This window comes from Bacillus sp. FSL K6-1145, assembly GCF_038003425.1.
Lineage (GTDB): Bacteria > Bacillota > Bacilli > Bacillales > Bacillaceae > Bacillus > Bacillus pumilus.
In genome coordinates, this window is sequence record NZ_JBBOPC010000001.1 from 2544162 (window position 1) to 2559291 (window position 15130).

Annotated in this window: 15 protein-coding genes; 1 reads left to right on the forward strand and 14 read right to left on the reverse strand. The window is 42.2% G+C overall.

Annotated features, from left to right (window positions below):
* Positions 1 to 107: 107 nt before the first annotated feature.
* The 4 genes from lrgB to MHH41_RS12890 form a co-directional block, all read right to left on the reverse strand.
* Entirely contained in the window at positions 108 to 803 is a 696-nt protein-coding gene (gene lrgB, locus MHH41_RS12875; protein WP_189282658.1) for an antiholin-like protein LrgB, read from the reverse strand.
* A gap of 14 nt (positions 804 to 817) precedes the next feature.
* Positions 818 to 1261: an antiholin-like murein hydrolase modulator LrgA gene (lrgA, locus tag MHH41_RS12880; RefSeq protein ID WP_003216712.1), complete on the reverse strand. Its 444-nt coding sequence runs from the start codon at positions 1259 to 1261 to the stop codon at positions 818 to 820.
* A gap of 137 nt (positions 1262 to 1398) precedes the next feature.
* Positions 1399 to 2136, reverse strand: a complete 738-nt coding sequence (locus MHH41_RS12885; protein ID WP_044139936.1) for a LytR/AlgR family response regulator transcription factor — start codon at positions 2134 to 2136, stop codon at positions 1399 to 1401.
* Positions 2133 to 3890 (reverse strand): sensor histidine kinase, encoded by a 1758-nt coding sequence (locus MHH41_RS12890; protein WP_050943603.1) that lies wholly within the window; start codon positions 3888 to 3890, stop codon positions 2133 to 2135. The genes MHH41_RS12885 and MHH41_RS12890 overlap by 4 nt, the downstream gene beginning before the upstream one ends.
* Before the next feature lie 175 nt (positions 3891 to 4065).
* Here MHH41_RS12890 and MHH41_RS12895 point away from each other — a divergent pair, with 175 nt between their 5' ends.
* Positions 4066 to 4845 (forward strand): HAD family hydrolase, encoded by a 780-nt coding sequence (locus MHH41_RS12895; protein WP_113387222.1) that lies wholly within the window; start codon positions 4066 to 4068, stop codon positions 4843 to 4845.
* 57 nt (positions 4846 to 4902) lie between these two features.
* Here MHH41_RS12895 and MHH41_RS12900 read toward each other — a convergent pair whose 3' ends face one another.
* From MHH41_RS12900 to MHH41_RS12945, 10 genes are all read right to left on the reverse strand, one after another.
* Complete coding sequence (locus MHH41_RS12900) at positions 4903 to 5823, reverse strand: methyl-accepting chemotaxis protein (RefSeq protein ID WP_340866424.1); 921 nt, start codon at positions 5821 to 5823, stop codon at positions 4903 to 4905.
* A 170-nt stretch (positions 5824 to 5993) separates the two neighbouring features.
* Positions 5994 to 7934 carry a threonine--tRNA ligase gene (gene thrS, locus MHH41_RS12905; protein WP_065098569.1) on the reverse strand — a complete coding sequence of 647 codons (1941 nt, stop codon included), beginning with the start codon at positions 7932 to 7934 and terminating at the stop codon, positions 5994 to 5996.
* Positions 7935 to 8272: 338 nt separating this feature from the next.
* The gene (gene ytxC, locus MHH41_RS12910) at positions 8273 to 9142 is read right to left on the reverse strand and encodes a putative sporulation protein YtxC (RefSeq protein ID WP_340866425.1); all 870 of its coding nucleotides are present in this window, start codon (positions 9140 to 9142) and stop codon (positions 8273 to 8275) included.
* 60 nt (positions 9143 to 9202) lie between these two features.
* The gene (locus MHH41_RS12915) at positions 9203 to 9841 is read right to left on the reverse strand and encodes a TVP38/TMEM64 family protein (protein WP_003216366.1); all 639 of its coding nucleotides are present in this window, start codon (positions 9839 to 9841) and stop codon (positions 9203 to 9205) included.
* A 33-nt stretch (positions 9842 to 9874) separates the two neighbouring features.
* Positions 9875 to 10804, reverse strand: coding sequence for a primosomal protein DnaI (gene dnaI, locus MHH41_RS12920; RefSeq protein ID WP_034620615.1), 930 nt, complete (start codon positions 10802 to 10804; stop codon positions 9875 to 9877).
* A gap of 17 nt (positions 10805 to 10821) precedes the next feature.
* Positions 10822 to 12246 carry a replication initiation and membrane attachment family protein gene (locus MHH41_RS12925; RefSeq protein WP_050943597.1) on the reverse strand — a complete coding sequence of 475 codons (1425 nt, stop codon included), beginning with the start codon at positions 12244 to 12246 and terminating at the stop codon, positions 10822 to 10824.
* Positions 12247 to 12348: 102 nt separating this feature from the next.
* Positions 12349 to 12807, reverse strand: a complete 459-nt coding sequence (nrdR, locus tag MHH41_RS12930; protein WP_003216720.1) for a transcriptional regulator NrdR — start codon at positions 12805 to 12807, stop codon at positions 12349 to 12351.
* 4 nt (positions 12808 to 12811) lie between these two features.
* Positions 12812 to 13198 carry a hypothetical protein gene (locus MHH41_RS12935; protein WP_003216254.1) on the reverse strand — a complete coding sequence of 129 codons (387 nt, stop codon included), beginning with the start codon at positions 13196 to 13198 and terminating at the stop codon, positions 12812 to 12814.
* A gap of 186 nt (positions 13199 to 13384) precedes the next feature.
* Entirely contained in the window at positions 13385 to 13765 is a 381-nt protein-coding gene (gene speD / locus MHH41_RS12940) for an adenosylmethionine decarboxylase (RefSeq protein ID WP_003216492.1), read from the reverse strand.
* Between the two features lie 234 nt (positions 13766 to 13999).
* Positions 14000 to 15022: a glyceraldehyde-3-phosphate dehydrogenase gene (locus MHH41_RS12945; protein WP_003216683.1), complete on the reverse strand. Its 1023-nt coding sequence runs from the start codon at positions 15020 to 15022 to the stop codon at positions 14000 to 14002.
* Between the last annotated feature and the right edge of the window lie 108 nt (positions 15023 to 15130).

Genomic DNA, 15130 nt, shown 5'->3' on the forward strand with positions numbered 1-15130 from the left:
TCTACACAATTTTCATTTGTCCGTCAAGTAACCGAACTCTTGAAACAACTTTTTCATTTTAGCATGATTAAACGAATTGGGCAAGGCTTTTCAAAACAATGACGTCATCAAAGAATCAATTGCATAAAGATTGGGATGACGATGACGGTCACAACTCCTACTACCACAACAGCAATACTTGCCATGGCCGCTTCCACTTCACCCATCTCAATCCCAACAGAGACGCCAAGTGCATGTCCTGATGTACCGAGTGCAAGCCCTTTTGCCACTGGATTTTTAATTCGAAACCATTTTAAGAAGAAAGCACCTAGTGCATACACAATGACTGCATTAAATATGACCGCAAAGGCTGTGATATCTGCAATTCCGCCAATATCCTTTGCAATCGGAAGAGCAATCGCTGTCGTCGCTGCCTGCGGGAGCATACTTTTCATTACAGCCGCATCAAGATGAATGCCTTTTGCTACGACATACACAATTGTAATGGAGCAAAGTGATCCTACAAAAATAGCGGATAAAATCTGCCACCAATATTTTTTAAGCAATGCGCGCTGCTTATAAAGCGGAATAGCGAAAGCAATGGTCGCAGGCTCTAAGAAAAACTTGATAATCTTGCCACCCTCATTATAATCTGCATAGGAAAAACCGCCAATTTTCAAAAATAAAATACCTAACACCATGGCGACAAAAAGTGGTGTAAATAAGAAGAAGCCTTTTGATTTTTTAAATAAGAATGTACCGATTCCAAAGGCGACCAATGAGACGACTATACCAAAATAAGGACTCATCGTACTTGTACCCATCCTGCATCCCTCCTTTAATGCGTACTTGAAGCTGGTTTATTAGAATGAGAAGGAGTCGATTTGCTCTCCTTTGTCTCTTTACGTTTCTGTGGTTTGTCTGATAATTGCATGAGAAGCTGCGTGAATAGCCCTGTCGCTGCAAGTAACATAATCGTTGCAATGATAATGACACCGACGACTTGCACACCTACTTCTTGCATGACACCTAGTGATTGAATAACCGAGATACCAGAGGGAACAAATAGAAAGCTAATGAGCCCTGTCAATGATGTACCTAATTGCTCCACTTGCTCCAGTTTGACGATTTTCGTTGTCAGCAAAACAAATAATAGAACCAGACCGATCACAGATGCAGGCATCGGAATTGGTAAATACATTGAAATGAGATTAGAAACGAACATTACGGTTGCAAAGATAAATGCTTGAGATAGAAATCCATATACTTTAGTGGCACTCATGCCCCTTCACCTCTTTCTTCGACTGCCCTCAGTATACGGCATGAAATAAACGAATGAAGCGTTTACAATCAAACTCGCCGGATTCAATGAATGAAATGCAGAAAACGAGTATTGAAATACAAATAAAAAAAGCCGTCCTACTCTAGCAGGAGCGACTTCTTTAGTTCTTTGGCGTAAGTGCGGCTGACAGGAATAATCGACCCGTCTGTCATATGCAGATTATACGTCGAATTAAACCACGGCTGTACTTCTTTCATATGAGAGGTGTTCACGATATAACTTCGATGAACCCTCATAAAGTAAGCCTCAGGGAGTTTCTTTTCAATGACCACAAGCGGTTCTGTGACCTCATACATGTGATCCTTTGTTTTCACAACCTTTTTCCCCTCACTAAGCCCTACATACATGATCTCTTCTACTTGCAGAATGACAATTGAATCATCGACTGAGATGGCTAATTTTTGCTGATGGGGGATTTTCTCATCTGATAGCTGGTGGTCTTGCGTCTCAACAGATTTCCACTTTTTAAACTTTTGGATCGTTTGCAAAAGCCGTTCTTCATCAAATGGTTTTGTTAAATAATCGAGCGCACTGACCTCAAACGCCTTCAGCGCATACTGATCAAAGGCTGTCGCAAATACAATTGCTGGCGGATCAGACATCCGGTTGAGCCTTTTGGCAATATCAAATCCATTTTCACCTGATAAATCAATGTCTAAAAAAAGCAGGTCCGGCTTATGATCCACCATCCGGTCAAAAGCTGATTCTATATTTTCTGCTTCCTCTATTTGAACATCCTCTTTCGTTCTGCGTAATAAGTATTTTAATTCGTCTCTTGCTAACACTTCATCATCTACGATTAATACATTTATCAACGAAAATCATCCTCTTTTACATAGTCCATTGGAATGCGAAATGAGATGTCAGTGCCTTGGCCGCTATGAATAGATAGAGCGGCTTGTCTGCCAAAAATCCCTCTTAACCGCTGATCTAAATTAAAAAGAGCCGTACCTGTTCCTTCTTTGGATTCAACAGGCGCTTTTAATAACTGAGCCATCTTGTCATTCTCGATTCCCTGTCCATTATCCGTCACTTTCATATTGACATGCCCATCTTTCATCACAGCAGATACGATGACTTCACAGCTCGTTTGATGTTTAGGAAATGCGTGTCTCACTGCATTTTCAACAAGCACCTGAAGCACAAATGGCGGAATCATCACCTGCTCTAGCTCCTTTTCAATTTGAAAGGTCACGTGGTATTTATTTGGAAACCTTGCTTGTTCAAGTGACAAATAGGCTTCTACATGCTGAATTTCTTTATGAAGTGGAATGAGCAGCTGGCGGGCGCCTTGCAAATTGGATCGAAAATATATACTCAGCTGAAGCAGCAGCTTCCTAGCCATCTCTACGTTCGTTCTGCACAAGACAGAGATGGTATTAATGGCGTTAAATAAAAAGTGCGGATTCACTTGCGCTTGAAGCGCTTTGATCTCTGCATCTTTTAGCAGACGGCTTTGGGTTTCTGCCTCCCCAAGCTCAAGCTGTGTGGAAAACAGCATCGCCAAGCCTTCTGCAAGCTCCTCCTCTACCCTGCTTAATCCGACCGGAGAATTGAAATACATTTTTAACGTTCCGATCGTTTGACCATTGGAGGTGAGGGGCAGCACAATCGCCGCTTGAAGCGGGCAATGGGTGACTGAACAATTGATTTCATCTTTCGAATGTGCCTTCATAATTTTGCCGCTCATCAATACTTGTTTCGACAACCCTGTAATGAGGCTTTTCGAAGGAATATGATGATCCGTCCCATCTCCAACATGCGCTAAAATCTTTTCTGTATCGGTTAAGGAGACCGCATCTGTTTCTGTTAATCGATGAATGATCTCCGCCACGCTTTTACATGACTGTTCATTTAACCCTTGGCGGAAGAAAGGCAGCGTTTGATCGGCGATTGAAAATACACGGTGTGTCTGCATCGCCTTTGCCTGCTCTTCTTGCCGAATGACTGACTGTAAAATCGATAAAAAGATAAAGCTACCAATTCCATTCACAAAAATCATCGGCAGGGCAATAATACTCACAAGCCCCCAAGCTTCAGCAAATGGCTTTGCAAATAGAAGGATAATGATCATCTGCAAGGATTCCATTGCCACACCAAAAAGTGCGGCTTGGCGAGGTGTCACCATTCGATTCTTCCGCTTAAACCTGCTGCCGACATAGCCTGCAATCACACCGGCTAAAATCGAAGAAATCGCACAGCTGAGTGCCGTGCTTCCTCCTAATGAATAGCGATGAATCCCAGCTAGAAGCCCTGCGCCAATGCCAACAAACGGCCCTCCTATTAATCCGCCCATTTCGATTCCCATGATTCTCGTATTGGCAATTGAGCTTGACGAGCCGAGATGATAGGAAAACTCATGATTCATGACCATCTGCTGCTGGATTTCAATTCCTGTGTAATTGCTGATAATACTAAAAGAAGCAAAAATAAAGACAAGGACTGCCTTTTTTCGAAACCCTTCATTATGAAGCAATAGATTGCGAAAGCCCTTCACATGGGCAAGCACAAACCCTAAAATAACGATGATCCCAACACGCTCGATCATCATAATAATTAAATGAAGCAAACCTGCCACCTCAATTGATGTATGTATTATTTACTGTCTTTCTATTCTATCATGTGCGGTCAATGTTCAAATATCTCTCAAATCTTTTCTTTATTGCCCTCATCTTCTATTGTAAAATGAACTTGAGCCGTCACTTGCAATTGAAGGTAACACATACATAACAAGGGAGAAGATCATGAAAGCCGTATTTTTCGATTTAGATGATACTTTGCTTTGGGATGAAAAAAGCATTCACACCACTTTTCAGGAAACATGCCGCGAAGCGGAAAAGAAATATGGACTGAATCCAGAAACATTTGAACAGATTGTACGTGAAGAAGCAAGAAAGCTGTATTCGTCCTATGAAACATATGATTATACTGTCATGATCGGAATTAATCCTTTCGAAGGACTGTGGTCCAATTTTAGTGAACCGATTAGCGAAGGCTTTCAAAAATTGAATGCCCTTGCACCAGAGTATCGCAAGAACGCTTGGACCAATGGCTTAAAAGAAGCAGGAATTGACGATAAGGCATTTGGACAATATTTGGCTGATTTCTTTGCAGCAGAGCGGAGAAAACGTCCATTTGTCTATGAAGAAACGTACCCTGTTTTAGACCGTCTGAAAGGCAGCTATGAATTGCTCCTTTTAACAAACGGAGATCCTAGTCTTCAAAAAGAAAAACTGGCAGGTGTTCCTGAGCTTGCACCTTATTTTAATGAAATTGTCATTTCAGGAGATTACGGGAAAGGCAAACCTGACCCTGGCATCTTTGAGCACTGCCTTCAGCTGTTAAATCTAACAAAAGACGATGTGATCATGGTAGGAGATAATCCAAAAACAGATATTCTTGGGGCATCTCGAGCCGGGATTCAAACCGTTTGGATCAATCGACATGGCAAAAAGAACGAAACAGATGTAACGCCAGATTATGAAATCAAAGACTTACATGAATTGTTTGATATATTAAAATAGAACAAACGAGAAAACACCCTTCTCCTAACGAGATTGGGTGTTTTTTGTGTGCTCAAACTACACAATTCCCGCTAGACTTTGCGCTTGCTTGTCTAAGCTGCGGGCTGCTTCTCCTACATTATTAAATTCCTCACTTGCCTGCTTTACAAGATCGCGATTTGTAAACACCGTTGTCTTGGCCCGGCTCGTTCCGCTGCTGACCTTCTCTACTTCCGCATGAATCGCCTTTACATATTGATCTACTTTGACGATCGCTTCTTTTGCATCAGTTGCAAGCTTTCGAATTTCTGCCGCCACTACACTAAAGCCATTTCCATAGGAACCTGCATGAGCTGCTTCGATCGCCGCATTTAATGCAAGGAGCTGGGTTTGTGAGGAAATGCTGTTAATCGTTTTAGCGATGGAGCTGATGGACTCTACCTGCTCTGTTAATCCTTCTAGTAAGCTCATATTTTGATCTGTTTCGTTTGCTATATGATCAAAGGAGACATTGACTCTTTGACTATGCTGGATGCCCACTTCTGCTCGCTCCATTAATTTCGCAGACATGTCCTTTAAATCGTCTACGACCTGTTTCATCGTGCTTTCTCTTTCTGTTATGTCTGTTGCGACTTTCACAACACCCACTACGCGTTCCTCTTCATTGCGGACAGGTGTATATGTCGCTTCAAGCCATAAACTGTCACCATTCTTCGTCTTCCGCTGCACCTTTTCCTGAAAGACTTGCCCCTCTTTCAAACGCTTCCAAAACATTTGATAGCTTGCGTGTTCTGCAATATGAGGAGGACAAAACTGTCTATGTTTTAAACCAATCATCTCTTGCTTTGAATATCCCATGGCTTTTGCAAAAATATCATTGATCCATAGCACTTCACCTGTCACATCAAATTCAATCATCGCCAGTGAGTGTTCCAATGCACGAAGTACTGCTGATCGCTCCAATACTTGTGATGATAAAGTGTTTGTTGTTTTCATCATCGCTTTCATACCCCCAATTTAACTCGAACCAATAGTACATACTTACCCATACTTTCATACTATCTAAACGTATCATTCAAGGGACTGGATCACTAGTGGAGAATTTTTCCCAAAAAGAAAAAGCCAGTGATCTAAGGAGAAAGATCACTGACTGCTTCGCTTGAAAAAGATTATTTTTTCGCTTCTGCTACTGCATGTTTCACAAAGGCTTCAAGATCCATTGTTTCTGAATCTTGCTCTCCGTATTTTCTTACATTGACTGCGCCATTTTCTGCTTCTTGATCTCCGACGACTAGCATGTACGGAATCTTTTGCATTTGCGCTTCTCTAATTTTGTATCCGATTTTTTCATCACGGCTGTCAAGCTCTACACGAAGACCTTCAAGCTGCAAACGTTCTTGTACTTTTTTCGCATAGTCTAAATGGACAGAAGGTGAAACCGGGATGACTTGGAATTGTACAGGTGCCAGCCAAGTTGGTAGGGCTCCTTTGTATTCTTCAATTAAGAAGGCAACAAAACGCTCCATTGTAGAAACAACACCTCTATGAATCACGACTGGACGATGGTGCTTGCCATCTTCTCCGATATATGTGAGATCGAAGCGCTCTGGAAGTAAGAAATCAAGCTGTACAGTAGACAGTGTCTCTTCTTTTCCAAGAGCTGTCTTCACTTGAACGTCAAGCTTCGGACCATAAAATGCCGCTTCGCCTTCTGCCTCATAATAGTCATGACCAAGCTCGTCCATTGCATCCTTTAGCATCGATTGCGCTTTATTCCACATGGCATCATCGTCGAAATACTTCTCAGTATCTTCTGGATCACGGTAAGATAAGCGGAATGTGTAGTCATTCAAGCCAAAGTCTTGATACACTTCTTCAATTAGGCGAACTGTACGAATGAATTCGTCTTTGATTTGATCTGGACGTACAAAGATATGGGCATCGTTTAATGTCATACCGCGAACACGCTGAAGGCCGGATAAAGCACCTGACATTTCATAACGGTGCATTGTACCAAGCTCTGCAATACGAATTGGCAATTCGCGATAGCTATGCGGCTCGTTTTTGTAAATCATCATATGGTGAGGACAGTTCATTGGACGAAGAACAAGATCTTCGTTGTCCATTTCCATCACAGGGAACATGTCTTCTTGATAATGCGCCCAGTGCCCTGATGTTTTATACAATTCAACATTTGCAAGAACTGGTGTATACACATGCTCATAACCAAGGCGTACTTCTTTATCGACAATGTAACGCTCAATAACGCGGCGGATCGTTGCGCCTTTTGGCAACCAAAGCGGTAGACCTTGACCTACCTTTTGAGAGTTCGCAAACAGTTTCAGCTCTTTTCCTAGTTTACGGTGATCGCGTTCTTTCGCTTCTTCAAGCAGGCGTAGATGCTCATTTAGATCATCTTTGCTGAAGAAAGCTGTACCGTAAATACGCTGAAGCATTTGATTGTTGCTGTCACCTCTCCAGTATGCACCTGCAAGGCTTAACAGCTTAAACTCTTTGATTTTCCCTGTTGATGGCAAGTGAATGCCGCGGCAGAGGTCAAAGAATTCACCCTGCTCATAAATCGTGACAGCTTCACCTTCTGGAATCGCCTCTAACAGCTCAAGCTTTAATTGATCACCAATCGCTTCAAAGCGTTTTTTCGCTTCTTCTCTTGATACTTCAATTCGCTCGATTGGCAGATTGCTGTTAATGATTTTTTTCATTTCTTTTTCAATCTTTGGTAAATCTTCCGGTGTGATGGCAACATCGATGTCCACATCGTAGTAGAAGCCATTTTCAATCACAGGACCTACGCCAAACTGAACGTGATGCTCTTTTCCATACAGGCGTTTGATTGCCTGTGCTAGCAAATGAGCTGTGCTGTGGCGCATAATGTCGAGTGCTTCATCACTTTTATCTGTGATGATCTCAATTGTTCCACTTTCTAGTAGCGGCGTACGCAGATCTATTTCTTTGCCGTTCAATTTACCGGCAAGCGCTTTTTTCTTTAGGCCTGGGCTAATTGATGCCGCGATGTCTTCTGTTGTAGCTGTTTTGTCAAACTCCTTGACTGCTCCATCTGGAAATGTAAGTTGAATTTGTTCTGACATCTCTGGTCACTCCTTTTTTTGGCAATATAAAAACCCCGCCCCCTGGAAAGGGACGAGGTTGAATAAAACGGAATCGTGGTTCCACCCTTTTTCCCGTATTTGCAGCTTACTTTTTCATAAGCAAACACGGCTTGTGGTTCGATAACGGGAATCTCCCGTCAGCCATTACTAAAACGTTCACAGCTGATGTTCAAAGGTGGTAAAGCAAATGGTCCTCTGCTAGGAAGCTTTCAGCCGCGGCTTCCCTCTCTTTAAGCGGGTGTTCATTTGTTCATGTCCTTATCAATACGGTCTTTGTATGAAGTTACACCGTATTATAAAACGTTTTTTCGTGAAAATCAAGAAAGCTTTTCACTTTTCTGTTCCAAATGGTCATGGACAAATTGAACATTGTGTTCTTGAAATGAATGAGCCGGGAATACCTCGACCCTTTCTTGAAAAATATTTTGAATGGTCTGTACCATCGAGTGACCTGTATCATTTGTAAACAGGTCAATCTTTTTGGGCGCTATGGATACGAGTGGTGCAATCAGCTGCGAATCAATATACATTGGATGCTCTCTTACAAACTGTCTGTCTATGTATTGTTTTTGATCACGCTCAGAAGCGTACCGAAATTCCCAAATCATCAGACGATCCTGATGCACAACATGTACTTTTTCGAGCTTCGGTTCTTTTGCCATCACATAGTCTCGAAGCGATTGAATGAAGTTTTGATATTCTTGTTCCATTTTGTATTCTTCAATGGAGACTTCAACATAGTTCTTCAGCTTCCTGTCATACTCTGACAGTCTGAATGTCATAAATGAACCAATTGAAAAAATACCTTGCTGTAAAGAAATCGTCTCGAGCTCCTTTGTTAACAGGGCTTCTCTTGACGGTTCTTGATGAATGCCGGGAATATCATCTAAATCCCCGTTCATGATGCTGTGGGCAATTGAAAGAATTTGGTGCTGCTCTTCAGGATCTTTAAATAAATACGTGTTTTCAAGAATGCTGCGCATGCGCTCATTTTCTTTGCATTCCAAAAAAAAGTGAACCAGTAATGGCCGCACAATGGACTCAAGTCCTTCCTTTGATTCCTTCGCCTCTATGAGAAGCCGGTCTTTCCCTTGTTGAATTGACATGTGATGCCGACTGTCCAAGTGTTCAGCAAGATGTAAAAAAGCGGCGGTATCATATTCATCTTCAAAGATTATTTCAAGCATGTTTGTCCCCCCTAACGACATCTGTTACATATATATGGGGAGAACATAAAAAATAGACGCCTAAAATAAATCAGGCATCTTTCTTTTTAAAATGAGCGGAACTGAGATAAAGATTAGATAAATCAAACAAACGATTGCTAAAGCGGCATAATTGCCGCTGACAAAGCTTGAGCCAAGGACATTTAATGCAACTGTACCCGGTATTAAGCCTAAAAAGGTAGCTGCCGTAAATGCACGATAATTTGCACGTGAAGCTGCTGCCGCATAGCTGACAAAGTCAAAATGGATTGGGGCAATTCGCAATAACAAAATGTAAAGAAACCCATGCTCCTGAATGCGGGACGTCACCGCTTTCAGCTTCCGGCTGCTTGATTGTGTTTCCTTCTTTTTTGCACGAAAGGTTGTGGCAAGCAGGAAGGAGCATGTTGCTCCGGCGGTAGCACCAACGAGGGCATAAATCGTCCCAAGAACACTGCCAAATGCCAAACCTGCTGCCAGCGAAAAAACCGTAATAGGGACGAGAACAAACGGGCGAAAAAGAGATAAGAAAAGAAAAACAAAGGGTGCCAGCATCCCAAATTGAAGCACCCAATTTTTCACATCTTTTGGCGCCAGCTGAAGATGCTGTTTGTTCAGCCACCAAAGTAAAACAGCGAGACCTGCAATCACGAGAAAAAGCAGCCATTTTCTTTTGTTCATTTCATTTGCTCCTCCTTCAGGTGATAGACGCTTTTATAAATGACGGCGGTTTTCTCCTTCGAGCAAGACTGCCTCTGCTAAATAGAGAATCCGTTCCATTAAACGAGCGGCTTTGACCTCTTCTTTTTCCCCGCGCTGTGAGTACGTAAAGTGATGCTTCAGTTCACTTGGTGAGAAATTAGAAGAGAAGAAAGTCGGCAGCTGCTCTGCCATACGGTATTGTAAAATCGTTCCGAGTAGTTCATCTCGAACCCAGCTTGTCATCGACTCTGCCCCAATATCATCAAGCATTAAAATAGGGGTGGATTTGACCATGTTCAGTTTTGATTCTAGTGTATGATCGGCTAACGAATTTTTTAGCTCTCTCACAAATTCAGGCACGTACACAAGGAGAGATGGGTATTCCTTCTCCGCTAACTGCTGCGCAATGGCTGCCAGAATATACGTTTTTCCTACTCCAAACTTTCCGTGTAAATATAAGCCCTTCCCTTTGCCCGTCTCATCATAGCTTTGCAGGAATTGCCCTACTTTTTGAATGACTTCCTGTCTTCCCACAACGTTCAAATCAGCGAACGTCGCTTGAAGAACATTTTGCGGAATGTACATGCTTTTCATGAGCTCTTGCTGTTTTTTCTGTCTATCGAGCCGCAGCTTGACTGGACAAGGGGAATATTCAATATCAATACTCTGACCTTTGATCACAAGCTTCGGGTGATAACCGTCTAAAATCGCATTGACGTTCTCTTCATCTAAGCAATATGAACAGCCCTTCGACTGCTGCACATATTCAAAAAGCCGGTTCAAGCTGCGATTGATCATGTCTTCGTGTATGTCTTCTTGGTGCTCCTGTAAAAAGGCTTTTACATCTTCATCAGATAACACACTCTCTTTAATCTGATTGTATCTCACACGAAAATCTACGCGCCCTTTTAGCTGTTCAAATGAACGACCGATCGGTTTCATCCTCATCTCACCTCATCTTAATGTGCATTGTACTTTTTCATATTTTTAAACTGATCTAACAGTTTTTCTTTTTCTCGTTCGAGGTCTTCTGTCGACAGGCTGTCTGTTTGTTCTTTTGCAGGCTGTTCTTTCGTTTCGGTTTCTTTCATCCAATCAGGAAGCTTCTCTTCACGGACAACTTTCCCTGATCCGTATGTGCTACGCTGCTTTTTCTGCTGCGCCCACTCTGTCATTTGCCTGTTCTCTTCTTTGGCCATTTTCATGGCCGCCGCTACGGTTTTAATTTTCTTTCTCACCCAATGAGCGGCGATTTTTTGCATATATGTTTTCGACAGCTTCATATCTGTTTTCAGTAATGTATAGTAGATCAAAACGTTCATGACACCTGGCTCTAGCTGCTGCTCAAGCATAATATCTTCGACAATTCTTAAGTCGGCATATGTTGGCTCAATGCCGTCAGCCATATCTTTTAGCAGCTCCCTAGGCGAAATATGATCAAGCTTTTCAATCAATTTGGCATCCGGCGTATCTGCCACTGGCGCTTTTGAAGCATCTTGACGCAAGTGTCTCGGCTGTTTTTGATCAATGAGTTTTGGCTGCTCGCCTCTGTATTCAATTTGGTACCAGTCTCTTGCCGCTTTTCTCAGCTCTTCTGTTGAGATCATTTGATCCGAACCACAGGCGCCTGCTACAATATTTTGCATTTGAAGCGGGGTGATGCCGTATACAACGGCTAACTTCTTAATGGTTTCTTTCACCTGCTTTGTCAAAGCCTTTCTTGGAATCATCATATCAGACATGCCTGCTAACAATAAATCGAAATCAAAGGATTCGTCTGAGAGAGGAGCCGGCTGACTCGATCCAACGGTCACATATTCATAGCCCTGATCAAGTGATGACGCCTGATTGATTTCTTCTGTCATCCTGCGTTCACCTGGCTGCAATACGTGAAAAACTTCTTCAAACGACCGCGAGATGTTCTTTGCCTCTGCCGGAACACCGGGATATGAGAAATAATCACGAAGCTGCATATATTTCGCTTTCTCTACACGATGGTACAGCAGAACATTCAGCATACCATCTTGGAAAAACTCATCTGGTCTTAACGGCGGCACAAGCTCATATGTAAACAGTCTGCCTTCTTCCGTTTCCTGTTCATATGTGCGGAGTAAACCAATCGCTTCAAGCTTTAAACGTTCCTCAAAAATATCATTCAAATTCGTTTGCAGCATGACCATGAGCTGCCGATGAGGTGCGGGTTTCCCCCACATACGATTTTGTTCCAGCTCTCCCCACAGCGTCATATATAAGCTGAAAGCGGACATGCCTATAAGCGGCTGATATAAAAGAGTGATGAGCTGTCTATCGATGTCACCGAGCAATGAAGCGCTTTTGACGACATACGGATCGACGGCTAGCACTTCCTTCCAATGCTCTGTCATATGCTGATCCTCCCCATGAATTGCAATTGTTTCTATTGTACACCCTTTTTGCGTTTTACGCTTTACGCAGGAAAAAGAGCATGAAGTATCTTCAGCTCTTTTTTAGCGTTCTTTCTTTAATAAATCTTTTAATTCATCAATAAAGACGTTGATATCTTTAAACTGCCGGTAAACGGAGGCAAACCTGACGTAAGACACTTCATCAATTTTTGCCAGCTCGTCCATCACCATTTCACCTACAAGCTCACTTTTCACTTCTGACATACCTTGATTACGCAGTTCTTTTTCAATATTAAAGCAGACATCCTCCAGCTGCTTTAAAGCAACAGGTCGCTTTTCACATGCTTTTATGAGTCCTCTCAGCATCTTTTCGCGGCTGAATTCTTCTCGAATTCCTTCTTTTTTCACCACAATCAGTGGTAATTCTTCTAATTTCTCAAACGTCGTAAAGCGATATTGGCAGCTTTCGCACTCTCTTCTACGACGGATGGATTTCCCTTCATCTACTGGTCTTGAATCAAGCACCCTTGTGCCAAGGTGCTGACATGTGGGACATTTCATTTCATCAGCTCCGATCTATTCTTGGAAGTTGTTTGTCTAGTTCATCATAAAGGGAAAAAACCGTTTTCTCACTATAGCCAAAATCTGTTGGCAAGGCTGTTTCTGTTGTCACATTAAAATCGACAGCTGTTTCAAAAGGACGAATTGAAATGACAGTCGCTACGAGAAAGGCTTTTTTCGGCATACTGATGTTTGCGCTGATTTCACCTCGTTCTGCTGAAACAGATGTCACTTGATAGGAAGCGTGCCCAGAAAGCATGGCTTCCACCGCTTGAAAAACTTGCGCATTCGTCGATTTGTAGTAATGGCTTTTCAGTTCTGACACTGGATGCTCGTCAGATGTTTCTGTATGGTTTGACATGAACCGTTTGAACTTTTGTCCTAAAATCATCTACGTATCCCCTTTGCCATAATGCCTCTTCTTTATTTTATAAAAAAAACCTTTGTTTTCCTAGAACAAAAGTATAGGCAAGTTGGGGAATGTTGGATTTTCTCTATCAAACAAATATAAAAAGGAGCATAACACAAAGGCATTTCAATGCTTTTGGCCAGCTCCCATTGCGATCTTTTTTTATGTTTACAGTGCTTTGGCTTGCGCCTGTTTCACTTGTACAGGTCCCATGCCTCGAGGAATTTCAATGTTTTCTCTTGTTTCAGCACCTAATTCATCTCCGATATGATCTGCTGCGATATTCGGATCTAGGTCGCCGCAAGTATAAACATCTATGCTCGCATAACCATGTTCAGGAAAGCTGTGAATTGTCAGATGAGATTCAGAAATAATGACAACTCCACTTACTCCTTGAGGTGCAAATTTGTGAAAAGCAACCTCTCTTACTTCAGCTCCTGATTTCAAAGCTGCATTTACAAACGTTTTTTCAATAAAATCCATGTCGTTCAGTTTATCACAGTCGCATCCCCATAGCTCGGAGATAACGTGACGTCCGATTGTTTCCATCATGGACCCCCCTTAAACAAGAATGAAAGAGTGAAGTTCTAAGCAGCCGGACCGGACATATACCACGGGGGAAAGTTAGTCCAAAGAGGTCCTAACCCTTTAAGTATACCCGAATGAGTCTGCGAACAAGAAGTTCACGAAAAATAGTATACTTTGTTTAGACCCATTTTGCAAGCTGTGTTTTCAATGGGATTTTCTCTCATTCCTTGAAAAGGGACGTTCGTCTTCTTCATTTCAAACAGCAGAAAGCTCTTTCATCTGCGATCCGACAAACTTCACAAGATCCACCACTCTGCATGAATAACCCCATTCATTGTCATACCATGCAAGAACTTTTACTTTTCTATCCCCCATCACCATCGTTGTCAGTCCATCTACGACAGCTGAATAAGGGTTCGTATTAAAGTCTGTAGAAACAAGCGGCTCATCCGTGTAATCTAAAATACCGGAAAGAGAAGTTTTTGATGCATTTGAGAAGGCTGCATTGACTTCTTCTGCTGTGACATCTTTTTTCAAGTCGACAACAAGATCAACCATCGATACATTGGAAACTGGCACGCGAAGTGCAAGTCCATGCAATTTCCCTTTCATGTGCGGCAGCACTAAAGAAAGCGCTTTAGCGGCACCCGTCGTCGTTGGAATAATGGACTGGGCACATGCTCTTGCCCGGCGCAAATCCTTATGCGGGTTATCGATATTTTTTTGATCATTTGTATACGCATGAACCGTTGTCATTAAACCGTTGTCGATACCGAATTCATCATCTAACAATTTGACAACTGGTGCTAAACAGTTTGTTGTACAAGATGCGTTTGAAATAACGACGTGCTTTTCAGGATCAAGATCATCCTCATTGACACCCATCACAATTGTAATGTCTTCATTTTTACCTGGAGCTGTAAGTACGACCTTTTTCGCTCCGGCATCTATATGGCCCATCGCTTGATCTTTTGAATTAAATTTTCCGGTTGCTTCTATGACGATATCAATCCCAAGCTCTCCCCACGGAAGCTGCTTTGGGTCTCTGTTATTGAGCAAAAGCACTCTTTTCCCATTTACAATCAGTGCGTCATCTTCTGCTGTCACATCGCATTCGTAACGTCCATGATTTGTATCATATTTAATTAAATGTGCTAGCGTTTCCGCAGGATAGCTTGCGTTCACCGCTACAATTTGAATTTGATCATCAAGCATTGCTTTTCTGAAGACCATGCGTCCAATTCTGCCAAACCCATTGATCGCTGCTTTTACCTTCATGAACAGGTCACTCCTCTATTATGTGTTATACTCAATAAATTTATTTATGAAATTAGTATATCACATTAGATTGTAATTGCCAGTATATAAACGTATATTTTCTAAAAA